The sequence below is a fragment of the Acinetobacter sp. BHS4 genome, from assembly GCF_018454425.1.
GTDB classification, from domain to species: domain Bacteria; phylum Pseudomonadota; class Gammaproteobacteria; order Pseudomonadales; family Moraxellaceae; genus Acinetobacter; species Acinetobacter pittii.
The window spans coordinates 2,647,013-2,673,016 of the sequence record NZ_CP075323.1 but is presented as its reverse complement, the minus strand read 5'-3'; the positions used below and the strand labels follow the sequence as shown (position 1 = coordinate 2,673,016).

General features: G+C 40.1%; 20 protein-coding genes. 6 read left to right on the top strand and 14 right to left on the bottom strand.

Features of this window, described 5'->3' with window-relative positions; genetic code table 11:
* Positions 1-24: 24 nt before the first annotated feature.
* The 3 genes from KIP84_RS12905 to KIP84_RS12895 all read right to left on the bottom strand — a co-directional run bounded on the left by KIP84_RS12905 (position 25) and on the right by KIP84_RS12895 (position 4,323).
* Complete coding sequence (locus tag KIP84_RS12905; RefSeq protein ID WP_213688668.1) at positions 25-1,911, bottom strand: feruloyl-CoA synthase; 1,887 nt, start codon at positions 1,909-1,911, stop codon at positions 25-27.
* Positions 1,912-1,994: 83 nt separating this feature from the next.
* A complete protein-coding gene (locus tag KIP84_RS12900) occupies positions 1,995-3,446 on the bottom strand; it encodes an aldehyde dehydrogenase (protein ID WP_213688667.1) in 1,452 nt (483 codons plus the stop codon).
* Between the two features lie 37 nt (positions 3,447-3,483).
* Complete coding sequence (locus tag KIP84_RS12895; RefSeq protein ID WP_169538806.1) at positions 3,484-4,323, bottom strand: p-hydroxycinnamoyl CoA hydratase/lyase; 840 nt, start codon at positions 4,321-4,323, stop codon at positions 3,484-3,486.
* Between the two features lie 248 nt (positions 4,324-4,571).
* Between KIP84_RS12895 and mhpT the strand changes: the two genes are divergently transcribed.
* Both mhpT and KIP84_RS12885 read left to right on the top strand, forming a co-directional pair.
* Positions 4,572-5,804 (top strand): 3-(3-hydroxy-phenyl)propionate transporter MhpT, encoded by a 1,233-nt coding sequence (gene mhpT, locus KIP84_RS12890; RefSeq protein ID WP_130625628.1) that lies wholly within the window; start codon positions 4,572-4,574, stop codon positions 5,802-5,804.
* 70 nt (positions 5,805-5,874) lie between these two features.
* Positions 5,875-6,333 (top strand): MarR family transcriptional regulator, encoded by a 459-nt coding sequence (locus tag KIP84_RS12885; RefSeq protein WP_000252459.1) that lies wholly within the window; start codon positions 5,875-5,877, stop codon positions 6,331-6,333.
* Between the two features lie 96 nt (positions 6,334-6,429).
* Here KIP84_RS12885 and KIP84_RS18860 read toward each other — a convergent pair whose 3' ends face one another.
* Positions 6,430-6,603 (bottom strand): hypothetical protein, encoded by a 174-nt coding sequence (locus KIP84_RS18860; RefSeq protein ID WP_228308296.1) that lies wholly within the window; start codon positions 6,601-6,603, stop codon positions 6,430-6,432.
* A gap of 57 nt (positions 6,604-6,660) precedes the next feature.
* Positions 6,661-8,001 (bottom strand): carboxypeptidase regulator, encoded by a 1,341-nt coding sequence (locus KIP84_RS12880; protein WP_228308295.1) that lies wholly within the window; start codon positions 7,999-8,001, stop codon positions 6,661-6,663.
* 488 nt (positions 8,002-8,489) lie between these two features.
* Here KIP84_RS12880 and KIP84_RS12875 point away from each other — a divergent pair, with 488 nt between their 5' ends.
* Positions 8,490-9,182, top strand: coding sequence for a GntR family transcriptional regulator (locus KIP84_RS12875; RefSeq protein ID WP_005802836.1), 693 nt, complete (start codon positions 8,490-8,492; stop codon positions 9,180-9,182).
* A gap of 43 nt (positions 9,183-9,225) precedes the next feature.
* Here KIP84_RS12875 and KIP84_RS12870 read toward each other — a convergent pair whose 3' ends face one another.
* The 5 genes from KIP84_RS12870 to KIP84_RS12850 form a co-directional block, all read right to left on the bottom strand.
* The gene (locus KIP84_RS12870) at positions 9,226-10,170 is read right to left on the bottom strand and encodes a PDR/VanB family oxidoreductase (protein WP_002115351.1); all 945 of its coding nucleotides are present in this window, start codon (positions 10,168-10,170) and stop codon (positions 9,226-9,228) included.
* Positions 10,171-10,182: 12 nt separating this feature from the next.
* Positions 10,183-11,259 carry an aromatic ring-hydroxylating dioxygenase subunit alpha gene (locus KIP84_RS12865; RefSeq protein WP_063098404.1) on the bottom strand — a complete coding sequence of 359 codons (1,077 nt, stop codon included), beginning with the start codon at positions 11,257-11,259 and terminating at the stop codon, positions 10,183-10,185.
* Positions 11,260-11,492: 233 nt separating this feature from the next.
* On the bottom strand, positions 11,493-12,680 hold the full coding sequence (locus tag KIP84_RS12860; protein ID WP_213688666.1) for an OprD family outer membrane porin: 1,188 nt from the start codon (positions 12,678-12,680) through the stop codon (positions 11,493-11,495).
* Positions 12,681-12,692: 12 nt separating this feature from the next.
* Positions 12,693-13,646 (bottom strand): formylglycine-generating enzyme family protein, encoded by a 954-nt coding sequence (locus KIP84_RS12855; protein ID WP_080631214.1) that lies wholly within the window; start codon positions 13,644-13,646, stop codon positions 12,693-12,695.
* A 25-nt stretch (positions 13,647-13,671) separates the two neighbouring features.
* Positions 13,672-15,357: an arylsulfatase gene (locus KIP84_RS12850; protein WP_213688665.1), complete on the bottom strand. Its 1,686-nt coding sequence runs from the start codon at positions 15,355-15,357 to the stop codon at positions 13,672-13,674.
* A gap of 373 nt (positions 15,358-15,730) precedes the next feature.
* On the opposite strand from KIP84_RS12850, the gene KIP84_RS12845 reads away from it, so the two are divergent.
* The 3 genes from KIP84_RS12845 (at position 15,731) to KIP84_RS12835 (ending at position 20,839) form a co-directional block, all read left to right on the top strand.
* Entirely contained in the window at positions 15,731-17,077 is a 1,347-nt protein-coding gene (locus KIP84_RS12845) for an MFS transporter (protein WP_213688664.1), read from the top strand.
* Between the two features lie 31 nt (positions 17,078-17,108).
* On the top strand, positions 17,109-18,389 hold the full coding sequence (locus tag KIP84_RS12840; RefSeq protein ID WP_213688663.1) for an OprD family outer membrane porin: 1,281 nt from the start codon (positions 17,109-17,111) through the stop codon (positions 18,387-18,389).
* Positions 18,390-18,640: 251 nt separating this feature from the next.
* A complete protein-coding gene (locus tag KIP84_RS12835) occupies positions 18,641-20,839 on the top strand; it encodes an OsmC domain/YcaO domain-containing protein (protein WP_213688662.1) in 2,199 nt (732 codons plus the stop codon).
* A 63-nt stretch (positions 20,840-20,902) separates the two neighbouring features.
* Here the strand turns inward: KIP84_RS12835 and KIP84_RS12830 are convergent, their stop codons facing one another.
* The 4 genes from KIP84_RS12830 to KIP84_RS12815 form a co-directional block, all read right to left on the bottom strand.
* Positions 20,903-22,573 carry a GMC family oxidoreductase gene (locus tag KIP84_RS12830; RefSeq protein ID WP_213688661.1) on the bottom strand — a complete coding sequence of 557 codons (1,671 nt, stop codon included), beginning with the start codon at positions 22,571-22,573 and terminating at the stop codon, positions 20,903-20,905.
* Between the two features lie 27 nt (positions 22,574-22,600).
* Positions 22,601-23,494: an alpha/beta hydrolase gene (locus KIP84_RS12825; protein WP_213688660.1), complete on the bottom strand. Its 894-nt coding sequence runs from the start codon at positions 23,492-23,494 to the stop codon at positions 22,601-22,603.
* A 72-nt stretch (positions 23,495-23,566) separates the two neighbouring features.
* On the bottom strand, positions 23,567-24,421 hold the full coding sequence (locus KIP84_RS12820; protein WP_167563908.1) for an SDR family oxidoreductase: 855 nt from the start codon (positions 24,419-24,421) through the stop codon (positions 23,567-23,569).
* Between the two features lie 44 nt (positions 24,422-24,465).
* A complete protein-coding gene (locus KIP84_RS12815) occupies positions 24,466-25,953 on the bottom strand; it encodes an NAD(P)/FAD-dependent oxidoreductase (protein ID WP_213688659.1) in 1,488 nt (495 codons plus the stop codon).
* Positions 25,954-26,004 lie beyond the last annotated feature (51 nt).

Sequence of the window (26,004 nt, the reverse complement as noted above, 5' to 3'; positions counted from 1 at the left end):
AGCTTCCTTTTTTATTTCAATTGCTTATTGCTTTAAGGTGGGCACCCGTATAATCAGCGGGTTATCAGTCTGCTTTTGATAAAGTTCATCAATTAAAGCTGCACGACGTTTCGTAATACTGCTTTGATTGAGGTTGCCTTTATCGGTCACTTCGCCTGCATCGAGTTGAGGTGGCTCGGTCATTAAATAAAGTATTGAGACTGTATTTGAGCTGCCAGTCGCATCTTTATTAAAGGTCGTTAAAAATTGGCGGAACCATTGCTGGACTTTAGGATGCTGTAATATCTCTGTTGCAGAATGTTCACCAAGCTTAAGACCTGCATATTGAGCACACGCTTCTAATTTGGGAAAAATCAAAAAGCCAACAGCATTCAGGTTTGAACCAGTAATACAAACATCCTGAATCAGTAAATTACCTTGAATAAGCACTTTGTTGCGTAGTGTGCCCACATTCACAAAAGTACCCGTATTGAGTTTAAAGTCTTCGGCAATTCGTCCGTCGTACATCAGTCCTTTGGTTGGATCATTGATATCGACCAAACGAACGGCATCGCCTGTATGGAAAAAGCCTTCATCATCAAAAATAGTACTTTGTTGGTCCGCCTTTAGGCGCCAATAGCCTTTCATGACATGTTTGCCACGAACGCAAAACTCAAGTTTGTCACCACATGGAACTAGCTTGATTTCGCATCCCGGAGCAGGGTAACCAATAAAGCCAGCCATTACGCGTGGGCCAGTTGTAAAAGCGCAAGATGGTGCAGTTTCGGTCATGCCCAAGCCGCTCATGATGCGGATTTTTTCTCCGCAATGTTGCTGAGCAATTTTATCGAGTCTGTTCCAGCCCGCTTCTGAGAGCGCAGCACCTGCAAAGAATAAAATTTTAACTTTGGCAAAAAAGCGGTCTCTTAATTCTTCATCTTTTTCTAACGCTTCGGTGAGTTCTTCCCAACCTTTTGGCACATTTAAATAAACTGTTGGAGAAATTTCTTTGAGATTACGAATGGTTTCGTCAAATTTTCCTGCAACGGGTTTGCCATCATCAATGTAAATCGTACCGCCGTTATAGAGTGCGATGCCGACATTGTGACTGCCGCCAAACGTGTGGTGCCAAGACAACCAGTCGAGTAGGACAGGTGGTGTTTCTTCAAACTCAGGGAAAGTCTGCAATAACATTTGCTGATTAACACACAACATTAAATGCGTGGTCGGTACAGCTTTAGGGAGTTTGGTTGAACCCGAGGTAAATAAGAATTTGGCAATCTGGTTTTCATCAAGGGTTTGGTAAAACTCTTGAACATTTGAAACTGGCGTATCTAATAGCGATTGAAAAGATGTGCAGATCTGATCGCCCACAATTCCTTTATTGGTCACCACTTCAATATCAGGTGTAATACACGCTTGAATGGCTTTAGCAAAGGCTTGTCCATCGCTGGCATAGACCATACCAGGTGTAAGCACTTCAAACACATGTTTAAGTTTGCCAAAGTCTTGAGAAATAAGAGAGTAGGCCGGGGAAATAGCCGAGAAAGGCACACCCGCCAGCATGGCACCCATAGAGAGTGTTAAATGTTCGAGATCATTGCCACTTAAAATGACGAGTGGTCTTTCTTGGCTCAAATTACATTCATGTAAGGCTTGAGCAATGTGCCATGCACGTTGTAAAACTTCTGCATAACTCAGTTTGACCCATTCACCTTGAGCATTGCGTTTTGCTGCAAAAATATGGTCTGGTTTAGTTTGTGCAAAATGAATTAACCGATCTGTCAGTTTTTGTGGATACGGTTTTAATTGCTCTTTTGGGCTGATATAGAGCGTGTCATCTTTATGGTGATAATGAATATCATGTTGCCCTAATTTTACGAACCGTTCGCGGTCTTGTGATTGAGTGGCATTCATTTGCATTTCTTTCACTCCATGGAAAGCGCATCACTACGCTTTATTTTTTTTGCATCATGCAATTTTTATTTAATATGTCTGTGTTCGCATTAGCCTGACTAAATCGGGTAATGACGTGATTGGGTTTGAATAGTAATCCAGCGTAAATCGGTAAATTCGGCAACAGAGACTTTACTACCAAAACGTCCGTAACCACTCGATTTTGTTCCGCCAAATGGCATTTGAGCTTCGTCATGTACGGTTGCGCCGTTAATATGACAAATACCCGAATCAATCTGTTTAGCGACTTCTAATGCCTGTGAAATATTTTGGCTAAACACTGCTGAAGAAAGGCCGAACTCGCTGTCATTTGCCAGTGCTACGCCTTCTTCAATGCTTGAAAAACGTTGAACTGTGCATACAGGCCCAAATGATTCTTCGCGGTAAAGCAGCATGTCTGGTTTAATATTGAGGACCAGTGTCGGTTGCATGGTGGTGTCTTCAATATGAATACCTAAAGGTAAGTCAGCACCTTTGTTTTGAGCATCTTCCAGCAAATGCTGAATACGGTTTGCAGCGCGGCGGCTTTCTAATACGCCGAGTACATTGTCTTTTGAGGTTGGATTACCTGCCTGAATAGAACGGGTTTTTTCAATCATTTTTTCAATAAATTGATCGGCAATATTGTCTTGAACCAAAACACGTTCGGTCGACATACAGATTTGACCCTGATTAAAGAATGCTCCAAAAGCAACTGCATTTACGGCTTCATTAATGTCAGCTTCATTTAAAACCACGACAGGCGCCTTACCACCCAATTCAAGTAAAACTGGTTTTAAATATTTAGCAGCAGTCTCGGCAATAATTTTTCCAACTTTGGTTGAACCCGTAAAATTAATGCGTTTCACAGCTGGATGAGACACTAAACGCTCCACGATTTGTGGTGCATCTTCGGCGGTATGCGTAATCACATTGACCACACCTTCACCCAGACCTGCTTCATGTAACACTTCACCAATTAAACGATGTGTTGCTGGGCAGGCTTCCGATGCTTTTAACACAACCGTGTTGCCACAAGCCAAAGGCATAGCAAGTGCACGTGTTGCCAAAATGACAGGCGCATTCCAAGGTGCAATTCCTACAATCACACCACAAGGAACTCGCACACCCATCGCAAGATTGCCCGGCACATCTGATGGAATCAGACTTCCGTCAATTTGTGTGGTCATGGCTGCGGCTTCACGTAACATGTTGGCAGCAAGGTGAACGTTAAACCCATACCATGTTGCAGTTGAACCTGTTTCTTGCATTCCAGTTTCAATGAATTGCTCGGTTTTTTGGTCCATTAAATCGGCTGCTTTTAATAAACGTAAGCGACGTTCGGTAGGCGAGAGTTTCGACCATACTTTAAAAGCTTGTTGTGCCGAGTCTATTGCACGATCAACATCGTCTAAAGTTGCGGCAGCAGCTTTGCTGGCTACTGATCCATCAATTGGGCTAATACGCTCAAAAGTTGCCTGATTTGATGCATCAACAGATCGACCGTGAATAAGTAACTGTACATTTTGCATGGGTTGCGTCCTTACATTGCCATTAAAGTATCAAAAGTTAACCAGTACGTTTATAACTCTGTAAACCCGGTTTAATTGATTTTTCATCTAAGAATTGTTTCAAACCTTCTTGGCGGCCATTTTCTGTATCGCGGTGGATACATTGATCAAGTTTGGCATATAAGTAGTCTTCGTTTTGGTCCCATGTCAGTTCACGGCAACGCTTAAAGCCATTTTTAGCGGTACGAAGAACCACAGGATTTTTCTCAAGTAAGCAATTTGCAAGTTCAGTCACTTCTGCTTTTAATTGAGCAAGCGGTACGCTTTTATTCACAAGGCCCATGGTTTCAGCTTCTTTACCGCTAAAGGTTTTGCCCGTCATGATGTAGTACAAAGATGCACGGTGACCTACGGTATCTGCCATTGCTTTGCTTACAAGGTTACCCGGTGGGATTCCCCAGTTAATTTCAGATAAACCGAAAGTTGCTTCATCTGCTGCAATTGCTAGGTCACAAGCCACTAAAGGTGAGAAACCGCCTCCAAAGCACCAGCCGTTGACCATAGCAATGGTTGGTTTTGAATACATACGAAGAAGTTGCCACTGCCAGCGACAAGAGTCACGGCGAATACGTTCTTGGAAAATTTCAGGCTGAGTGTCGACTTCACGGAAATATTCCTTCAAATCCATACCCGCTGTCCAAGAGTCACCAGCACCAGTCAAAACTAAAACACGCGCATCTTGATCAAGCTCAAGAGTTTCGAGCACATCAATCATTTCACGATTGAGTGTTGGGCTCATGGCATTTTTCTTTTCTGGGCGGTTTAGTGTTACCCATGCAATTCCATCTTCAACTTTGACATCTACTGTTTCCCAGCGGTTTTCATAACTCATCTTCATACTCCTTGAATGATTTTTAGCTGTTCTGGGATTTAATTTAATATCAGTTAAACTTACATTCAAGTCTTTTTTATAAAATTTCATAAATATTTTTTAATTCATTGTATTTTAAATAATAATTGTTTTTTAAATTAATTTAATATAAAAATATGTTGATTTTTTAGTAAGTTTAACTGATATTTTTGGTGTGTTTAAACAACAATGCACAAAAGGCTAAATGGAACGACTAGTCAATAAAGGACAACACAATGGAAAAAATATCAGGACAGCCTTCAAGGGCAAAAATCACGTTGCTACTGTGCTTTGCCATAGCAATTTTTGAAGGGTTTGATCTTCAATCAATGGGGGTAGCCGCTCCACGAATGCGGGCTGAGTTCATGTTAGACAATGCCCAGATGGCGTGGGCGTTTAGTGCTGCAATTTTAGGGACATTACCAGGTGCAATATTAGGCGGTAGATTTGCCGATATTGTCGGGCGTAAGAAAATTCTGATTTTTAGTATTTTACTTTTTGGAATTATGTCTTTGCTAACGGCTTATGCTGCTAACTTTAGTTTGCTGTTACTCATTCGTTTTTGTACTGGTTTAGGAATGGGTGGGGCACTTCCAATGATGATTACACTGGCATCTGAAGCTGTACCTGATAAATATAAAGGTACCGCGGTAAGTATTATGTATAGCGGTATTCCTTTTGGTGGATTACTTACTTCTGTAGTTGCCATGTCGTTGGCTGGCGATGCAGAGTGGCGTCATATTTTCTATATTGGTGGGATTGCACCTATTTTACTCATTCCACTGATTATGCGCTTTTTACCTGAGTCAAATGATTACCTGCAACGTAAAGTTCAAGCGCAAAAAACGACACCATTCTTGGAAGTTTTATTTGCCAAAGAACGTCGTATGTCAACCATTCAGCTTTGGGTCAGTTTTTTCTGTACGCTAGTCGTACTGTATTTCTTGTTGAACTGGTTACCGTTGCTGATGGGTGCGCAAGGCCTATCAAAACTACAGGCAAACTATGTACAGATGGGCTACAACGTTGGCGGAATTTTAGGTTCGGTTCTGATGGGCGTATTGCTTGATAAATTACGCATGAGCTTTGTGATTAAGCTGATTTATCTCGGCATTTTATTTTCGCTTTGTTGTTTAGCAATTTCTCCGACCGTTGCTTTACTTGCACTTTCGGCAGTGGGCTGTGGCTTATTTATTGTAGGTGGACAATCCGCTTTGTATGGTCTGGCAGCAATGTATTATCCAACTGAAATGCGGGGAACTGGTGTAGGTTCAGCAGTTGCAATTGGCCGTATAGGTTCTTTTGCTGGGCCTTTAATGGCTGGCTTTTTACTCTCACTTGGACAAAGCTCGACCATCGTGATTGGTTCAAGCATTCCAGTGATTTTAATTGCAGCGATCTCTGCATTACTTCTTGTCAAAAAACCTAAACAGCCTGTACATTTAGTACAAAGCTCAGGTGCTCGCTAAGTTTTAACGAAAGTATGGGGTTAGAACCTCATACTTTCACTACAGATTTTCTTATGATGAATGAAAGGTTATGGTACGTTCGAATTTAGTTCCAAAAAAAGTAGAAGATGAGCCTAAGTTAAGTTATATGATTGCTCGTGTTGACCGAATTATTAGTAAACATTTAACAGAACATTTAAAAGAGCTTGAAATTACCTTGCCGCAATTTACTGCACTTTCTGTTTTAGCTTCAAAAAGTAATTTATCCAATGCCAAGCTTGCTGAGCGTTCTTTTATAAAGCCGCAATCTGCCAATAAAATTTTGCAAGATTTACTGGTCAATGGTTGGATTGAGAAAAAACCGGACCCAACACATGGCCGCCGTATTTTAATTACACTGACTGAAAGCGGTATTGAAAAGCTAAATAAATGTAATGAAGTGGTTTTAAAAGTTGAAGAAAAAATGCTGGAAGGCATTGATATTAACTTGGCTTATTTAATTCGTAATAATCTCGATATTATGGTCAATAATCTTAAGAATTTTAAATAATTTAGATTAAAATTTTCTAAAAATTAGTAAATTATAGTAATAGTTTAAGGAACAGCGATCTAAAGATTATTTAAATCGCTGTATATAATACTAAATTTATTTAGAGCAATATTTTATTGCAGATGGAGAGACCGTTGGTTCTGAGTTTAACCATTGTTTTGTTGGGATCACTGTAATATCACAATTTTCAGCAACTTTAATTTTAAATGCGCTCCAATAGCGGCTTTCTCCAGTATTTGAAGTAGGGGTAAAAATTTGAGTACCTTTCATTGTATTTAATTCAACTTTTATTGGTGAGCCAAAAATACCCGGATTGGATGTACCCGATTAGTTGTGAACAAAATAATGGTAATCACCTACCATCAATTTACTTAATGTGATCACTTCAGGGCCATAACTCGTCGTATCATCAACATCTAAATTTATAAAAGGATGTTGCAGTAATGCTCCTTGGGCACTGTATGAAACATGACTGCCATCTGGGGCTAGCATATGCGAGTCAATATCATTGGGATTTTGGCCCCAAGTCAACCTAACCGTAATATTTTGGCTTGGCTCTGTTAAAACTAAGCAATCATTTAAAGTACTATTTGAAGCTAATACAGTATGTTCAATTGTATTACTGCGTAAGTTATTTGCCTGACCATTAATTAATACAATAGAGTTTTGTTTTGCTGCGGCTGAGAACTCACCATTATTATTGGTATTAGTAATGGTGTAGCCAGAGTAGTCTTTACCCTCAAGCAAAATTTGAGCATTAGCAATTCGTTTTCCACTTGAATCTGCTAAGCAGCCAGCAACATTTGTGGTCTGATAAGGAATATCTGCATTTACAACATTTAATGTACTTGAGCTACCTGCGTAGAAACTATTTCCGTTATTATCCGTCTGTAAGGTGAGTGTTTGGTTACCATCCTGAAGCCAATAACCACGAGTAGGGTCAAAATAATAAAGTGGAATGGTAGCAGGGGCAATTCCTCTCGCCATTAAAGGAATACGAATATTAGCCAATTGGTTAGCTATCAGTTCAACTTTTGCACCAGTGCTATCTCTCAAATCAACAATCATGGCTCCAAAACTTTCCAACGGCGCTCTTGTATTGTTCACTTGAGTTGCTAAATCACCTGGCATATTGCGCACTTCTTGCGCAGTGTTAATGAGTGCAAAACTCACATTTATATTACCTTGAATAGGCTGTCCATCTACACGTTTTAGACTATTTGGGGCAATAACAACTTGAGCTGTACTGTTTGCTAAGTTTACCGTTCCACCAGTGATGGCAGAAACAGACCCTCCTAAATTTAAAGGAATGAGCTGAACAATAATACCTGAGAGTTCTTGCTTATCCACTAAATCGACAGTAACAAATTGATCTGCATAACCAGTTTTACTAATTTTAATGACAGATCGACCAACGGCAATTTTTTGTAGTTGTGCTTTACCTTCTATATCAGTAGTTAATGATATTGTTTTATTTACTATGCTAACTTGAGCATTATTAATTTGACTACCTGTAGTATTATCAAATACTTGTAAGGCAACACTTGCGGAAGGAGTCGTAACAGGTGAAGTTTCACTTGGATCATTATCACTATCATTACAAGCCATTAAGCCCATACTTAATGCAATAATAAGTGGTAATTTTTTAAAAAATAATAAATTTCTCATTGATAAATCTCTAATCTGATAAATATAAATAATTTTTAAAATTATCGTTTTAAAGCTGTGTTATTAATTTTAAAACGAGAATGAAGTCATCCTTTTTAATGAGTGATTTGAAAGTAAATATTTAATAAAAAGTGATTAAATACCTATCATCTAAAATAAATGAGTTTAAAATATATTATAAATTTATTTTTTATTAAAGAGGTTGTTTTGAAGATTTATTATAGAATAATTTTTAAATTATTCTTAATAATCAATATTTTTATTTATATTATTTAATAAATTTACGACTATATTTTATCAATTTAAAAATAAAAAATAAGTTAATTTTGATATGACGGTAAACCAAGTTGAGTACTTTTTTAGAAAATTAATTTAATCTCGATCAATTAAGTTGACGCTTATAAATGTCTGAGCTGTTAGATTCAAACAGAAAATTTATTTCATTTTACAAATGAACTTGCTAGCATCGAAGTGACGTTTTTGGTGATGTGTGGCAGCGAATGTCTTCAGGACAACAAGTTTTACTTAAACTAAGAAAAATGATTATTTCAGGGGAACTTGAAGGCGGTGCCAGAATTGCCGAAATTCCGACTGCCGAGTTACTTGGTGTTTCAAGGCAGCCTGTTCGTATTGCCTTTCGCTTGCTTGAGCAAGAAGGTCTCCTCATTAAAAACCCAACTCGTGGTTACACGGTTCGTGAAATTTCAGAACAACTCGTTCATGATGCGCTCGAAGTGCGTGGTGTGCTGGAAGGGTTGGCTGCAAAAACTTTGGCAGAACAAGGCTTAAGCGAAGAGCAGAAAAAGACACTGCAACATTGCATTCAAGAAACTGAAAAACTATTTAATGAAACAGACGAGTTTGGTGATGCTGAACTGGAACGTTATCACCATTTCAACGTCATTTTTCATGACACGATTATTGAAGGCGCGCAAAACGTCGCACTCATCCAAGCCTTAGCGAAAAACAATCAATTGCCGATGGCGTCTGCCCAAGCCATTACCTATGACCAGAACCAAGCGTTGTCTGAATATCGCCGTTTGCACTATGCGCATTTACAGCATTGTTCAATTTTCGATGCATTGGTACATCGTCAGGCAGGACGTGCTGAAACTTTAATGCGTGAACACAGTAGTGTGGTGATTTTAGGTGAAACGCTAAGAAATGTTCTCAGCGCTTAAGTTAAAAGAAGTTCCTTTATTTTTGAATAAAGGAACTTAAATATTAAAGCTCAATCACAAGATTTTTAGTTTTTGCACGAGAACAGCAGGGCGTAAATTGGTCATTTAGTGCATGTTCTTCATCGGTCATAAATATATCCCGATGATCTGGCGTGCCCTCTAAAACGCGGGTAATACAGGTCCCGCAAATGCCTTGTTCACATGAAACAGGAATATCAAAACCATTTGCAATTAATGCCTCAGTAGCAGTCTGCTCTGGTAATACTTCAATTCGACGGCCCGTACCTTTAACTTCAATAGTAAAAGCTTCATCGTTAGATGTATCTGCTTTTTGCGCGACAAAATGTTCTTGATGTAACTGTTCGCTATGCCAACCCGCTTGTTCGGCCGAGTTCATGACAAACTGCATAAACCCTGTAGGTCCACATACATATAAGTGTTTATCTGGTGAAGTTTGGCCCAAAACTTCTGCCATATTACATTCAGTGTCTGGTTGGTCTTGAATATGAAAATGAACTTGGGCACCAAAGTGCTCGGTTAAGTTGCCATAGAAAGCAATCATTTCATGGCTACGAACAAAGTAGTGCAATTCAAAAGGAATATTGGCCGACTTAAGTCGATATACCATCGACAAAATAGGGGTAATACCAATACCACCAGCAAATAAAACTGCCTGTTTGGTTTGTGGATGGATTTCAAATAAATTACGCGGTTCACCAATCTTTAAATGATCGCCTTCACGATATTCGGTGTGGATGCAACGTGAACCACCGCGTGAATTGGCATCATGTAAAACACCAATGACATAGCGATGTTTTTCAGTGCAGCAGTTTGAAAGTGAATACTGACGGGTGAGGCCGTTTTTAAGATGCACATCAATATGTGCACCTGCTTCAAAATTCGGTAGCGCTGTGCCATTTGCCGAGACCAATTCAAATGCACGAATGGTCGGGGTAAGCTGGTGAATTTTTTGAATAATAACGTCCATGTTCATGCTCCTTTAAATAATCCGAATGTTTGGAAACTTCTGTATGGACGTTTCAGGAGGTGTTTTATTTTCTTCGGCAAGCAGTCGCTCAATCACCTTACGAGACTGTACACCGCCTGCGTCGATGTTGAGCATGAGTAACTTGCGATGTGGATTTTTTAAAATATTTTGTTGTTGTTGCTCCAGCATTTCTAAGTCTTCAGTAAAGATTTTGCCTTGGCCTTCACGAATTTGATCGGTGAGTTCAGCATTATCTGGCTGGAAGTTACGCGCCATTCCCCAGAAATACCAGTGTGAGGTTTCAGTTTCTGGTGTAATAAAATCAACCACAATTGAGGAAACTTTTTTGTCACTTGGTGCGTGATAACCACCATGTCCAGCATGCGCTACACCGACTTCAATGTGGACATTACTTGGCGCAAAGAAGTGGCAACGTTGCCAACGGTCAACAGGTACATCATCTGCTAAATGATTACCGCGAAGGGCCATTTGCCAAAATGGAGGTGCGATCACATTTTCCATATAGCGTTCGGTAATGACATGGTCGCCGTCAACTTTAGTGACAGGCAATGATTCATCAATCTCTTTTTGCCCAATACTGCTTGAGTGAACATAGGTCTCGTGGGTTAAATCCATCAGGTTGTCGACCATCAGGCGATAGTCACACTGAATGTGAAACAGGCCTCCGCCATAGCTCCATTCAGGATGATCTGCCCATTCTAAAGTTGGCAGTTTTGCTTCTTCTGCTAAAGCTTTCTCGCCTGGCCATACCCAAATAAAGCCGAACTTTTCGACAACTGCATATGCTTTGTTGCAAGGGAAACCATTTACACGTTGAGCTGGCATTGAAACGGTCTTTCCGTCACAACCCATGACTAAACCATGATAACCACAGACAAGGTTGCCATCTTCTACATAGCCAAGTGAAAGTGGGGCGCCGCGATGGGGACAAAAATCTTCAACGGCTGCAACTTGGTTTTCTTTACCGCGATAAAAAACAATTTTTTCACCACAAATAGTGCGACCTAATGGTTTGTCTTGGATTTCTTCTGGGCGGCAGGCAACATACCAAGCATTTTTAATAAACATTGTGACGACTCCTTATCACTTATTGGATCCAATTTATAATAAATAAAAATATTGGTCAATTGATAGGCAGTATATTTTTTAAAAATATTGATCTTTAGGTTTGGTTGTTTTTGTATATTTTTAATTGCTATTAAAGACTTTTGCTATTCTTTGGAATTTTAGAGTGAAATTTTTATTAGTTTTTATTTGGATCCATAATGGCTTCAGTTAAGCCATTATGGGAGTGTAAAGATTTAGAAATTAACCGTGTAGTGAAGCATCATGCGCTGTTCATCCAGACTTTTGCCATGTTTGGTGTCGTAGTTAATATTTAAGAAAAGAAACTTAAGATTTTTAATCCAAGCATTTAGGTCGTATTGAATCAACACGTCACTTTCTTGCTCAAAATCATTTTGATTCATGGTCTGAAATGAATCACCATAAATATATTTATAGGTCACTTTTAGACCCTTGATGTAGTCTTTAAAGTCATACGAGGCAACGAAATGATAAGACTTTTCATCTGCTTTGGTAAACGCACCTAAGGTCCAGTTCACCATATGCGGGATGGGTATATTGTCGAGTTTGGGAATGCCATCTTTGCCAAAGTTTTCTTGGTAGCCAATTCCAGTTGTAAAGTTGCCATGTTTAATGAAATGCATAGCCCCTACAGATGTATTGTCATATTCTCCAAGTTTTGATTTGCCGACATCATCGTGTCGAAACACACGTAATTTTGTGGTGTGCTGCTTTGTCCATTGATAATCAAAAGCAAAGTAACTTTGATTGATGAGGTCGGTTAAGTAACCATTGTAAAATTTCCAATGATATCTAGGCGTTTTCCCATCCCATTGAAAAAAGTAAAGCCCATTAGACTCATGTTTTGAGATGGCTAGTTTGTGGTAGTCCTCCTCATTTTTTGGCGAATAACGGTTAATCAAACCCAGCTCGAAATTTTGTTGCGGTGTCTTATATTTTAATTCCAAGCCTTTATAGTTAACTCGTAATTGATGTGTATCCACTTGTGGCGTAAGTGGTGAATCGGGAGTGATTTCACCTACATTCATGCGAAAGTTTTGATATTCAACTCCAGCACCTAAGCCATATTTAACTTGGTCTTGTGCTTGTTCCTGGGTGTTAGGGTCAAAGGGTATGACCATATCATTGGTGTGTTGGTCGCTACTTAGGCGATAAGCATATTGAATGCTTGGATTGAGGTGGAGCTGTACATCATTAAGCTTGGTTGACCAGTCACCACGATAAATCAGACCTTGGCTCAAGCTATGAGTATCGGGACTAGTACCATTTTCATATTGTCTGTCAAAGTTGAATGTTTTTAGTGTGAGTGTATTTTGAAAATTAACATCTACTTCACTATGAGCTAAACAACAGGCAAGGGTTGTCCCTGAGAAGAAAATCCCATAAATAAAAATATGCTTCATTTTTAAATCCGTTTAAAAGCGTTTTACTGTTCTAAATCCGACATGGCTGGTGGCAAGGTCGAGTTCCTGTGGATGCCTCGCGGCAGCACGATAACGCGCGCAATAGTTGGTTGCACATAAATAAGATCCACCTTTAATCGTGTATTGCAAAATCTGTTCGTGACTTTGCCGATATTTCGATGGATCCCCCATATGGTGATCTCGTGGACCTGTATAGGGTGTTTGCGTCCATTCCCATACATTGCCAATCAAGTCATATAAACCAAATGGGTTTTTACTAAAACAGCCAACAGGGGCAACATCCTTAAAACCATCTTCCTGAACATTTTTGTATGGAAATTCACCTTGCCAGAAGTTGGCTACAATATGGCCTTCGTGGGTCGGGCCAATATCGGAATTTTGCTGAAAACCTTTGGCTGCATATTCCCACTCAAGCTCAGTCGGTAAGTCATGACCTAGCCAGTTTGCATAAGCGTAAGCATCATTCCATGTCACCATACGAACAGGCTCGTGAGGTGCTGGTTGTTTAGGGTTGTTTGGGCCCCATGGGTGTTTCCAATTGGCCCCTTTTTCAAATTTCCACCACTGTAATTCTTCAACTGGATGATCTGGCTGTACAAACATAGCTGCGCCGCCTTGCTTCTCTGCATCGGTGACATAACCCGTTTGTTTAACAAACTCTTGAAATTGGGCATTGGTGACTTCAGTTGCATCAATTAAAAAAGCGGGAACGGAAGTTGTCTGTAAATTTAATGGGCGTTCATCTTCATAACCTTGTGTGGTGCCTAGAACAATTTTTCCTTGCGGAAGCTTGGCCATGCCTGCTTCTTTATTGTTAGGCCATCCCGAAGGAAGGCCTGAATAAGAATTACATTTAGCTTTGCTGCCTAAGTTGGGCAAGGTGGTCTGTTCTAGTTGAGGTGTAGTTTTTTGGCATGCACAAAGTAACAGGAAAGATGAAAGCATTATGATCTGTTTCATCTGGTTTTCTCTACTTTTTGTTGTATTGCTCAAAATCCACAACACCATTTTCATCGGCATATCTTAAATATTTGTCATTTAAGACTTTGACAATCTCAGGATGTTCTGCATAAACATTATGTTGCTCATTAAAATCTGTTTTTAAATTGTAGAGTTCCCAACCGTGGCTTTTAAATTTAGAAGGTGAGTTTTCAATAAGTTTCCATTCGTCAGTTTTTGCGTAGCGGCTGCCATGCAATTCTTTAAAGTCATAATAATTAACAGGACGAATACGGGCAGTATTATCTTTAAACGCAGGAATTAGGCTAAAGCCCGACGGTTTAATTTTGGTACTTGAAGTTGGATAAACCTGATTATTTTGAATACCCGCTAGTTCCATTACAGTTGGGAATATGTCTCTTACTGTCGCAAAGTTATTGTTAATTCCATGTTGTTTAGAAATCTGAACAGGTGATTTAACAATAAATGGGACTCGTACTCCGCCTTCTGAAGCTGCTGACTTCCAGTGGGTAAATGGTGTGCTGCTCACTTCGGCCCAGCGTGGTCCCATGTAAACATATGAACTGGCGTTACCTATATTTTCATAGCGATTGTCGGCATCACCCATTGGGAAATTATGATCACCACCTTCAGCGCCGTTATCTGACATAAACACAATCAAAGTATTGTCATATAACTGATGCTTTTTAAGATATTGAATGACATCACCCACGCGGTCGTCTAACTGGGTAACCATGCCCGCATAAACTTCCATTTTACGCGCTTCGTATTTGCGCTCTTGTGGGGTGAGTTCATTCCAGCTTTTGGTGCCTAAAGCTTGGTTACCACGCTCGACTGGGTATTCTGCATTTGCAGGAATTAATCCTAATTTCTTTTGTCTTTCAAAGCGTTGTTTACGAATTGCATCGTAGCCTTGATCATATTTACCTTTATATAGGTCTCTATAATGAGCAGGTGCTTGTAGTGGCCAGTGTGGAGCGGTATAGGCTAGGTAGGCAAAAAATGGTTTTTGCGCTTTATTTTTGTCTAAATATTCAAAAGCTTTTTGTGTAAAAAAGTCGGTCGAGTAGTAGTTGTCAGGCAAAGTGGTCTTTTGACCATTTTCAGTGTATTGGGTGTTACGCGGATAGTTTTTTGGTTGGTCTTTAAAATGTAAATCGAAGCCATCGAGCAGAGCAAAAGATTGATCAAAACCACGGGCTTTAGGGTTTTGTTCGGGAGCATAGCCTAAGTGCCATTTACCAACCATGAAGGTGTAATAATCTTTTGTCTTTAAAATCTCTGCGAGTGTATAAGCATTTTGCGTTAAATGACCTGAATAGCCATCAATTTTGAGGAGTGCACGCGGGCTATCGGCTCCAACCAGTTTTTCTTGTCTTTTTGAAGTTTCATACATGGCACCTAAACCCACCAAATGGTTATCTGCACCTGTCATAAGCTGTGCACGAGTAGGTGAACACATTGATGAAGCATGAAAATTAAAAAGCATTTTTCCTTGCTTTAACAGACTATCAATATGAGGGGTTTTAATTTCCCCACCATAAGCACCAATATCTGAAAATCCAAGATCATCGGCCAAAATAATCATGATATTAGGTGGTTGTTGATTTTTTGGAGGTGCTGCTTGCGCTGTGTAAAACAATTGGCTGGCAAAAAAAAGTCCCAATGTAAGCTGGCTTACTCTTTTGAGTTTCATAACAACAATCCTTTGATGTTTTAAAAATGCATCTTGCATTTCCTGGAAATAAACTGAGCTTTTTTTGGCTAAAAAATGCTCTGGAATCGATCATAATAGATTTTTTAATATGGATCCATAAAAATATTCAAGCATTCTAATTTTATGTTTTTAATAATTTTATACTTATATAATTTATGTGTTTATATACTTTTTAATAATCCGTTTATAATTTTAGTTGATTTTTTGGATCCAAATATTCAGTATAGAAAAAGAGCAGGATGCTCAAAAAACAAATATTCCTCTAGGTCATTATGGATACGGATGTGCATAACCACCCAATCGCTCATATCAGCAATGTCGTGTGTATGTCTTATCCAAGGGAGATACACAAATGGAAAGAGACGTTCTAAGTGAGATCAATCAAAACAATATGAGCCGCTATCAATGGTTCGTCATTTTGATCTGTATTTGTCTCAATATTATTGATGGCTTTGACGTGATGGTAATGGCATTTACTGCTCCATCCGTGTCAGCAGAATGGTCACTTTCAGGCGCACAAATTGGCTTGTTGTTAAGTGCTGGCCTTTTTGGAATGGCTGCCGGTTCAATTTTTCTCGCGCCTTTAGCCGATAAAATCGGTCGCCGTTTACTCATCTTAGTTTGTCTTGTAATTGCAGGTCTTAGCATGCTGGGCTGTGCTTTTGTACAAAGCCACGGCATGTTAGCTGCACTTCGGTTTATTACTGGAATTGGGGTGGGGGGCATCCTTGCGAGTAGTAATGTATTGGCAAGTGAATATGCCAATGCTCGCTGGCGCAGTCTTGCTGTTAGTTTAATGTCTACTGGTTATGGAATTGGCGCGACACTTGGCGGGGTACTATCACTGGCATTGATTGAGCATTTAGGTTGGCGCTCAATCTTTTTAGCAGGTGGGGTTACTACCATTGCAATGCTGCTGATCAGCGCATGGTTATTACCTGAATCTTTAGATTACTTACTCGCGAAGCGACCAAAACAGGCACTAGAACGAATTAATACAACTGTAAATCGTATGGGTCTTAATCAACTATCAGTTATGCCGCGTTATGAAAAAATCAGCACGCAAAATGGCAGTGAACTGGGCAAATTATTTGCTGGACAACTTGGATTTCAAACGCTTTGTTTGTGGTTTGCATTCTTTTTAGTGATGTTTGGCTTTTACTTTGTCATGAGCTGGACACCAAAAATTCTAATTTCAATGGGAATGTCACCAGAGCAAGGCGTAAGTACTGGTATTTTAATTAGTATTGGAGGGATTTTCGGGGCAGCCATTATTGGTTTATTGGCATCACGTATGAAAATCTTCTATGCCTTAAGCCTGTTTTTAGGACTAACCTCGGCATGTGTTTTCCTATTTGTCGCTGTCTCATCTCAAGTGAGCATTGCACTCATGGTGGGGTTATTACTTGGCACACTCATTAATGGCTGTGTGGCAGGTTTATATTCTATTTCTCCAACAATTTATGATGCTGAAATCCGTAGTCGCGGCGTGGGCTATGCAATTGGTTTTGGACGAATTGGGGCAATTTTATCGCCAACGGTTGCAGGCATCTTCCTGGATAAAGGTATAGCACCCGCAACGCTGTATGCCTATTACGGTGTGGTGTTTATTTTGGCTATTTTCCTGATTTTAAGTTTGGGTAGTGCTTTTTACCGAAGTAAGAAAGAGCAGAACTACTCGCTTAAAATAGCACCTTAATCCATTAAAAATTAAATAGTTGAGATAAAAAATGAAAAAGACACTAGTATGGGTGGGGGTATGCTTGTGCCCATTATTTAGTCAAGTTGTGCATGCCGAATTTCTTGCAGACAGTAAAGCTGAGCTAACACTACGTAATTTTTACTTTGACCGAGACTATAAAAAGGATCCATATCCCTATACAGCAGGTAGAGATTGGGCGCAGGGTTTAATTTTTAAAGGACAGTCTGGTTATACTGAAGGTGCGGTTGGGTTTGGTGTTGATGTACTGGCAATGGCAGGTTTTAACCTGATGGGAAGCCGTGCTGATGACTATGCGCGTAGTGGCTTATTACCAGTGAATACCGATAACTCGCGTGATGATTATTATGGAAAAATCGGCATTACAGGAAAGGCTAAATTTAGAAAAAATGAGCTTTTTGTGGGGGACTTAGTTCCACAATTACCGACCATTTTTTCATCGCCAGCGCGTTTGTTCCCTCAGACTTACCGTGGTATCCGTTTTGTTTCAAATGAAATTCCAAATCTTCAACTCGAAGGCTTTTATGTCGACGAAGTACGTCAGCGCGACTCAATTCGTTATACCGATGTTGGAACAGACAATATCAACCATCGTTTTGACAAAGCGGCAACTACTGATTCTTTTTATACATTAGGTGGAAGCTATCAGTTAAAGGATTATCGTCTACGGGCTTACCATGCTGAACTCAAAGACATTTACCAGCAACAATTTTTAGGTTTTAACGGCAAACAACCTTTAAATGATCAACTTAATTTTTTAAGCGACGTGCGTTTTTTTAATAGTGAAGAAACTGGAAGTAAAAAAATAGGAGAGGTCGATAACCGACATATTAGTGGCTTATTTGGTTTGAACTATCAAAACCATACGGTTTCTTTGGGCTACATGCAGTCATTTGGCTCGACTGGTTTACCATTTTTGTCAGGAACTGAAAGTCCGGTTGTGCTTGATTTTATGAGTTCGGACTATTCAAATAAAGATGAAAAAGTCTATTCGATTCGTTATGAATATGACTTTAAAAATGCACGACTAGGTGATGTTTCGTTAAACGGTCTGCGCTTTATGACCCGCTATGCAAAAGGTGAAGACATTGATTTGTTGCAATATGGCGATCAGCGTTTTAAAGAAGAGTCGATGGAATTTGATTTAGGCTATAAAATTCCTGAAGGTAAGTTAAAAGGTTTGGGAGTACGAGCACGTTTTTCTCACTATCGCAACGATATGCCTACCAATATGACCTTTCATTCGACAAATGAAACGCGGTTGAATATTGATTACACTTTTAAGTTTTAACACTCAATATTTATTAAATTAAAGACAAGTTAAAACATTGTGAGCAGCAATGTTTTAACTTTAGTTATCAACTTCACAAAATCCCTCTATAATACCGCCAATCTTATTAAAGCCACTTGAGTCGTTCATTAAACACATGGCTTTAATCTCTCATTTTTTTAAGTCAATTTCTTCGCTGTGATTCGGCTTATTTTTCAATATTTAGAATTTTATGTGTCTGTGCTGACACATAAAAATATTTAGGTGCCAGCATGGAAATCAAGGTTAATTATCTCGACAATCTTCGACAGGAAGCTAAGTTCGATGACTTTACGGTAATTGCCGATCAACCAATTCGCTACAAGGGTGACGGTTCGGCACCGGGCCCATTTGACTATTTTTTAGCATCGTCAGCATTGTGTGCTGCGTACTTTGTAAAAGTGTATTGTGCCGCTCGAGATATCCCAACCGATAATATTCGTTTATCGCAAAATAATATTGTTGACCCTGAAAACCGCTATAAGCAAACATTTAAAATTCAAATTGAATTACCAGCCGATATTTCAGAGAAAGATCGCCAGGGGATTTTACGTTCGATTGACCGTTGTACTGTTAAAAAAGTGATTCAAACGGGTCCCGAATTTATTATTGAAGAAGTTGAAAGCATCGATGCAGATGCACAAGCATTGTTATTGCCAAGTCTAACTTCAGAAAGCCATACCTATATTCAAGGTAAAGACCTGCCATTAGAAGAAACCATTGCCAATATGTCATCTATTTTGGCAAATTTGGGTATGAAGATTGAAATCGCGTCTTGGCGTAATATCGTGCCAAATGTGTGGTCATTACACATTCGTGATGCCCAGTCTCCGATGTGTTTTACCAATGGTAAAGGCGCGACTAAAGAAAGTGCTTTAGCGTCTGCATTAGGCGAGTTTATTGAGCGTTTAAACTGTAACTTCTTCTATAACGACCAGTTCTGGGGTGAAGATATTGCCAATGCTGAATTTGTGCATTATCCAGATGAAAAATGGTTTAAACCGGGTCCAAATGGTGAATTACCTAAAGAAATCTTAGATGAATATTGTCTTGAAATTTACAACCCAGATGATGAGTTACTTGGCACGCATTTATATGACACCAACTCAGGTAACGTAGAGCGCGGCATTTGCTCGTTACCTTTTGTGCGCCAGTCGGACGGTGAAGTTGTCTATTTCCCATCAAATTTAATTGAAAACTTATACTTAAGTAATGGTATGAGTGCGGGCAACACTTTGGCAGAAGCCCAAGTTCAATGCTTGTCAGAAATTTTTGAACGTGCTGTTAAACGTGAAATTTTAGAAGGTGAAATTGCACTTCCAGATGTTCCTGAAGAAGTATTAGCAAAATACCCAAGTATTGTTGCTGGTATTAAGGGCTTAGAAGAGCAAGGTTTCCCTGTATTAGTTAAAGATGCATCATTAGGTGGTCAGTTCCCTGTAATGTGTGTGACTTTAATGAACCCACGTACGGGTGGGGTGTTTGCATCTTTTGGTGCGCATCCAAGTTTTGAAGTTGCGTTAGAACGTAGTCTGACTGAATTACTTCAAGGTCGTAGTTTTGAAGGCTTAAATGATTTACCTCAACCGACTTTCCAAAGTAATGCAGTCACTGAACCGAACAACTTTGTTGAGCACTTTATTGACTCAAGCGGTTTGGTATCTTGGCGCTTCTTTAGCTCTAAATCTGACTATGACTTTGTTGAATGGGATTTTTCTGGCGAAGGCGAAGAGTCGAACGCAGAAGAAGCTGCAACATTGTTCGGCATTCTCGAAGAGATGGGCAAAGAAGTATATATGGCAGTGTACGAGCACTTAGGTGCGACCGCTTGCCGTATTTTAGTACCGGATTATTCAGAAATTTATCTCGTTGAAGATTTGATTTGGGACAATACCAATAAGGCACTTTCATTCCGTGAAGATATTCTAAATCTGCATCGTTTGGATGATGAACAGCTTGAGGCGTTGGTTGAGCGCTTAGAGGAATGTGAGCTAGATGATTACACTGAAATCACCACGCTCATTGGTATCGAATTTGATGACAATACAGTTTGGGGACAGCTCACAATTTTAGAATTGAAACTGTTGATTTATGTGGCTTTACAACAATTTGAAGAAGCAAAAGAGCTCGTCGAAACTTACTTGCAATACAACACCAACACCGTTGAGCGTGGCTTGTTCTATCAGTGCATGAATGTGGTGCTTGAAGTAATGTTAGATGAAGAACTAGAGCTTGAAGACTACCTGACTAATTTCCGTCGTATGTTTGGTGATACACGAATGGACGCGGTATTAGGTTCTGTCGATGGTAGCGTTCGTTTCTATGGTTTAACACCAACAAGCATGAAACTAGAAGGACTTGATCGCCATTTACGTCTGATCGAGAGCTATAAAAAGTTGCATGCAGCTCGTGCTAAAGCCGTAGCGGTGTAATTTAAAAAGCGAAAGAAAAAAGCCTATTTTTTAATAGGCTTTTTTTATAAAACAACTCGCAGTTTAAGCAGAAGCTTTGGTGATCTCTATGGTTTCTGCCTCTACTCTATGATCTTGTTGCTCACCCAAAGTATGTTTAGCCGGAATATAAGACATTGCGCGTTCTGCAAGAGCTGTAATGGTGAGACTTGGGTTAACCCCTAAATTTGCACCTAACATTGAACCATCTACAACATATAAGTTTTTATAGTTAAAGACACGGTTTTGTCCATCTACTACGCCACGCTCTGGACTTGAAGCAATTGCGCAACCACCCATACAGTGGGCTGTAAAAGGTACGTTAAACAAAATTTCGGTAATAGTCGTCATGGGGTGGCCATTAAACATTTTGGCAACTTTTTCGGTAAATGCATTGGCCTGCGGAATATACACAGGTAGCTTTTTACCTTCGCTCGATAACACCTTGCCAAAAGGCCAGAACCAATTACGTTTCAAGCGCATATTAATTGAGGCATCAGCTGTTTGCATCACCAAGAAAATTAAAGTCTGACGTGCAAAACTGACCGGATTACTCATGCGAAGGAAAATAAATGGATGGCAAATAAGTGCCCATAACCAAAAGAAGATACGCGTCCAACCCGGTTTACCTTTCGCCATATAAGTACACATAAGACCCATGGCATCTGAACCAGTTTGGTAACGTGTTGCTTCAATGTGGGTGTCATGGTCAATGTAAATACTTGAACCAATGGCCACACCTTTACTCATGTCGACATCTTTACCAAAAAAACGAACACCTAAAATTGACTCGGCATTGGTACGTACCCGATTACCCAAATCATCAGAAATATTTGGCAGAGAACCTGATTGTTTTAAACGGAACAACATTTCTTGGGTTCCCAAAGAAGATGCTGAGAAAATCACATTACGAACACGCCATGTACGGCGTTGTTTGTTAAACCATGAGCTTGAACATTCAGTCGTAACTTCATAGCCATCGCTGCCATCGGCTTTACCATTAAGTGGTTTAACATCAACAACTTTGGTTTCTTCGTAAACCTTGGCACCATTTTTTTCGGCAAAATACAAATAGTTTTTATCTAATGTATTTTTTGCGTTGTGCTTGCAACCTGTCATACAGCCGCCACATGCCGTACAAGTTCCGCGGTCTGGACCTTCGCCGTTAAAGTACGGGTCAGGGTAGGTCTTGCCACCTTGTTCACCTTCGGGGGGAAAGAAAGTTGCAACGCGCGTCGGTTTAAACGTATGTCCAACCCCAACTGCATCGCCCATTTTTTTGAGCATGTGGTCGGCAGGACCGAAAATTTTATTATCCGTAACCCCAAGCATACGTTCGGCTTCAGCATAGTGCTGTGGCATTTCATTTTTCCAGTCCGCTGCATCTGCCCACGTGCCTTCATCCCAAATATGTTCAGGTGGAACAAGTAGGGTATTGGCGTAGGTGATTGAACCGCCACCTACGGCGTTCCCGCAAATAATGGTGACATGGCGAAAAAAACGCATGTTGAAATAACCAAAAAGTTTCATGCCCGGGCGCCAAATCCAGCGACGGGTATTCCAGTTATTTTTAGCAAAATCTTTAGCTTCCCAGCGTCGCCCCATTTCCATTACAGCAACTGAGTAGCCCTTTTCGGTTAGACGGCAGGCAGAAACACTACCACCAAAGCCTGAACCAATAATGAGGTAATCATAGTCATAATTGTTTGTTGTCATGCCGAGGACTCCTCTCTGGCGATATTTTTATATTGACTGTGTATGTTTATCAATGAATTGCCCAATGCGCTCAATCGAGTCATTAGATTCATTTAGTATACCCGCGTGGAACTGAAAAACATGTCCGACTCGGTCATAAACCTTCAAGTTCGTCGGAATACCATACTTTTCGGTTTGTTCAGCAAGGCGTTTTGCATCGTCTAATAAAACTTCTTCGGTACCGACATGAATTAGAATATGAGGTAATCCAGTTAAGTCGGCATAGAGTGGGGAACAGGTTGGATCGGTTGCCGATTTTTGGCCGCAATAGTTTTTTGCACACCAAGCTAACCAGTCCTCTGACAACATCGCATCTTGAGCAGTATGAGTTTTTATTGTGCTTCCAGAGAGGCTTAAGTCAACCCAAGGTGAAAGTAAAACTAATGCTGCTGGTAAAGGCAATCCCGCATCCCGTATCGCAATTGCAGTACTCAAACTCAGTCCGCCGCCAGCAGAATCCCCAGCGATTACAATTTTTTTCGGGTCTTGTCCTTGGGCAAGTAAAGCTTTATAGACTGCAACTACATCTTCAATAGCAGCAGGGCTTGGGTGTTCTGGGGCTAGGCGATATTCAGGTAACCAGACTTGTGCTTGAGCTGCATGTCCGATTTGAGCAGCAAGCTTAGCGTGGCTTTTGCTACTGCCCACGACATAGGCACCACCATGTAAATACAAAATACCGAGACCTGACTTAATAGACCTAGGCAGGATATGAAGTGTAGGAACTTGAGCAATTATTTGCTTTTTTGTTTTATAGCCACGTGGCCCAAGCACAATAGCACTGGCTGCATTACTACAAAAACGTTGTAGCCTTAGTGGTGTTTTAGGGGATAAAGCTGGACGTAGTGTGGTACGGATGGTCCATGCAAGAAGCTGCTTCATAATAAGGACTCATACTAAGCATGTTAGATTAATCAGCATCTCTTAAGATTAAGAGCATGCTGACCACTATTTTTATTTTGCTGATTTGTTGAGTAGGCGAGTTTGCCAAGCAGTCGCGGCTGCAAAGATCTTTTGATAGCCTTGCGGAAGAATACGCTGAATCACATCAACGGCTTTTGCATCGGCTCCAATAAGTAAACGGCGACGATTCTTGCGAACAGCTTCCAAAATTTGTTGAGCTGCATCATCAGCAGGGGTGCGAAGTAATTTATCGAAAGCATCCTGACTTTTTAGAGGGTCCATTCCCAAAGACTGGACGCTATTATTCATGCGGGCAGCTTTGGCAATATTGGTGCGAATACCACCCGGATGCACACAAGTCGCGCTCACACCAGCATTTTGTAGATCGAGTTCTTGGCGTAATGATTCAGTAAAGCCACGAACAGCAAATTTACTGGCGTTATAAGCACTTTGGGTCGGTTGAGCTGTTAAGCCAAACATACTGGAAATATTAATAATATGCCCATCACCACTTTGCTTTAAGTAAGGCAAAAACTCTTTGGTGCCATAAACCACGCCCCAAAAATTAATACCAATGAGCCATTCAAGATCTTCGTAGCTCACCCCTTCAGCCGTACTACCTATTGCAACACCAGCATTATTAAAAATCAGGTTAACTTGACCATGCTCATCTACAACAGCTTTGGCCCAAGTTGCAACTTCATCACGCTTAGCTACATCGACTTTCTGAGTAGTGACTTTGACAGAATAGGGTGCTATCAGATCGACTGTTTTAGCTAATCCAGCTTCACTAATGTCAGAAAGTGCCAGATGGCAACCTTGTTTGGCTAATGCAATGGCAAGTGCTTGTCCAATACCAGAACCCGCACCTGTCACAGCTGCGACTTTATTTTTAAAAGACTTCATAAAATTCTCCGTTTATTTTTCTCATTTCCTATGGTGAAGCTTGTTTAAGAAATAGCCGAAACCTGAGTGTAGTTTTCAACATCGAAGCGACGAGTACGTTGACGATATTCAAGAGTAAAACCTGGCCAATTATTGGTATTTTTACCCTCAGCAGTTTGATACCAACTGGTACAACCTTGAGCCCAGACAGTTTTTTTCATTTTTTCTTGAATGCTTTGATTAAACTCATGTTGAACTTCTGCACGAACATTGGTGAACAGAAGTTTGTTTTGTAGGGTTGTTTGAATGGCATCTAAAATATAATTCACTTGGCTTTCAATCATATAAACAATTGAGTTGTGCCCAAGATTGGTGTTTGGACCATAGAGCATAAAGAAGTTTGGAAAACCGCTTACAGTTAAACCGAGATAAGCTTCTGCACCATCTTTCCATGTGTCTTTTAAGGTGCGACCATCAAGACCTGTAATTTGCATTGGCGCCATAAATTCTGTTGCGGCAAAGCCTGTACCATAAATAATGGTATCAACCTCTCTTCGATTTCCGTCCGTATCTAAAATTCCATTTTCAGTAATTTCTTGAATGCCTGTATTAATCACATCGACATGAGGCTGGGTTAGTGTTTCATACCAGTGGTTAGAGATTAAAATACGTTTACAACCAATTGGATAATCCGGCATTAAGCGGTGGCGCAGCTTCCCATCTTTAACGACTTTACGGATGTGGCGCTGGAATAAATATTCCACCAAAGGCATTTCATTTAAAGAAGTTGTAAAAGCAAGTAGGCGAATTTCATGGTGTCCATATTGCAAGGCGCGGTCTAGACTTTGCAAAATTGGCAGTTTGCGGAAAGCCTTTTTCTCTAAAGGTTGGTAAACCCGATCTGGTTTTGGAATCACGTAAGGTGCCGAGCGTTGATAAACATCGAGATGTGCTACCTGTTTAGCAATTTCAGGTACAAACTGAATTGCACTTGCACCTGTACCGATCACTGCAACACGTTTACCAGTTAAATCATAATCATGGTCCCAACGTGCTGAGTGAAATGCTTTACCTTTGAAGTTTTCAATGCCTTTAAGTTTTGGATAAGCAGGGCGGTTGAGTTGGCCTACCGCACCGACTAGAAACTCAGCTTCAAACTGTTCACCAGTCGTACTTTGAATGTGCCATACACCTTGCAGTGCATCAAATTTAGCACTGGCAATTTCAGTATTAAATTGAACATGCGGACGAATATCATATTTATCCGCACAGTGGCGTAAATATTGATAAATCTCTTGAGATGTTCCATAGCGATTTTTCCAGCCTAGCTCTTGCTCAAAAGAAAAAGAATACAGATGAGAAGGCACATCACATGCAGCACCTGGATACGTATTGTCACGCCAGACACCACCAACATCGCTAGCTTTTTCAAAGAGTGTAAATTGTTCAAAACCTGCTTGTTTGAGACGAATGGCAAGTCCTAGACCACCAAAACCTGTACCAATAATGGCGATACGTACATTTTTATTTGAATTAGACGACGAGTTAAACATGGGCTGCTCTAAATCCTTAAAAACAGTGAGCGAAAGAATCGCAATTTCCTG

Coding starts and splice junctions, on each gene's coding strand:
- KIP84_RS12815 (WP_213688659.1), bottom strand. CDS start 25,953: ATGTTTAACTCGTCGTCTAATTCAAATAAAAATGTACGTATCGCCATT.
- mhpT (WP_130625628.1), top strand. CDS start 4,572: ATGGAAAAAATATCAGGACAGCCTTCAAGGGCAAAAATCACGTTGCTA.
- KIP84_RS12835 (WP_213688662.1), top strand. CDS start 18,641: ATGGAAATCAAGGTTAATTATCTCGACAATCTTCGACAGGAAGCTAAG.
- KIP84_RS12820 (WP_167563908.1), bottom strand. CDS start 24,421: ATGAAGTCTTTTAAAAATAAAGTCGCAGCTGTGACAGGTGCGGGTTCT.
- KIP84_RS18860 (WP_228308296.1), bottom strand. CDS start 6,603: ATGAAAGGTACTCAAATTTTTACCCCTACTTCAAATACTGGAGAAAGC.
- KIP84_RS12865 (WP_063098404.1), bottom strand. CDS start 11,259: ATGTTTATTAAAAATGCTTGGTATGTTGCCTGCCGCCCAGAAGAAATC.
- KIP84_RS12825 (WP_213688660.1), bottom strand. CDS start 23,494: ATGAAGCAGCTTCTTGCATGGACCATCCGTACCACACTACGTCCAGCT.
- KIP84_RS12845 (WP_213688664.1), top strand. CDS start 15,731: ATGGAAAGAGACGTTCTAAGTGAGATCAATCAAAACAATATGAGCCGC.
- KIP84_RS12850 (WP_213688665.1), bottom strand. CDS start 15,357: ATGAAACTCAAAAGAGTAAGCCAGCTTACATTGGGACTTTTTTTTGCC.
- KIP84_RS12840 (WP_213688663.1), top strand. CDS start 17,109: ATGAAAAAGACACTAGTATGGGTGGGGGTATGCTTGTGCCCATTATTT.
- KIP84_RS12870 (WP_002115351.1), bottom strand. CDS start 10,170: ATGGACGTTATTATTCAAAAAATTCACCAGCTTACCCCGACCATTCGT.
- KIP84_RS12855 (WP_080631214.1), bottom strand. CDS start 13,646: ATGCTTTCATCTTTCCTGTTACTTTGTGCATGCCAAAAAACTACACCT.
- KIP84_RS12880 (WP_228308295.1), bottom strand. CDS start 8,001: ATGAGAAATTTATTATTTTTTAAAAAATTACCACTTATTATTGCATTA.
- KIP84_RS12900 (WP_213688667.1), bottom strand. CDS start 3,446: ATGCAAAATGTACAGTTACTTATTCACGGTCGATCTGTTGATGCATCA.
- KIP84_RS12830 (WP_213688661.1), bottom strand. CDS start 22,573: ATGACAACAAACAATTATGACTATGATTACCTCATTATTGGTTCAGGC.
- KIP84_RS12885 (WP_000252459.1), top strand. CDS start 5,875: ATGGTACGTTCGAATTTAGTTCCAAAAAAAGTAGAAGATGAGCCTAAG.
- KIP84_RS12895 (WP_169538806.1), bottom strand. CDS start 4,323: ATGAAGATGAGTTATGAAAACCGCTGGGAAACAGTAGATGTCAAAGTT.
- KIP84_RS12860 (WP_213688666.1), bottom strand. CDS start 12,680: ATGAAGCATATTTTTATTTATGGGATTTTCTTCTCAGGGACAACCCTT.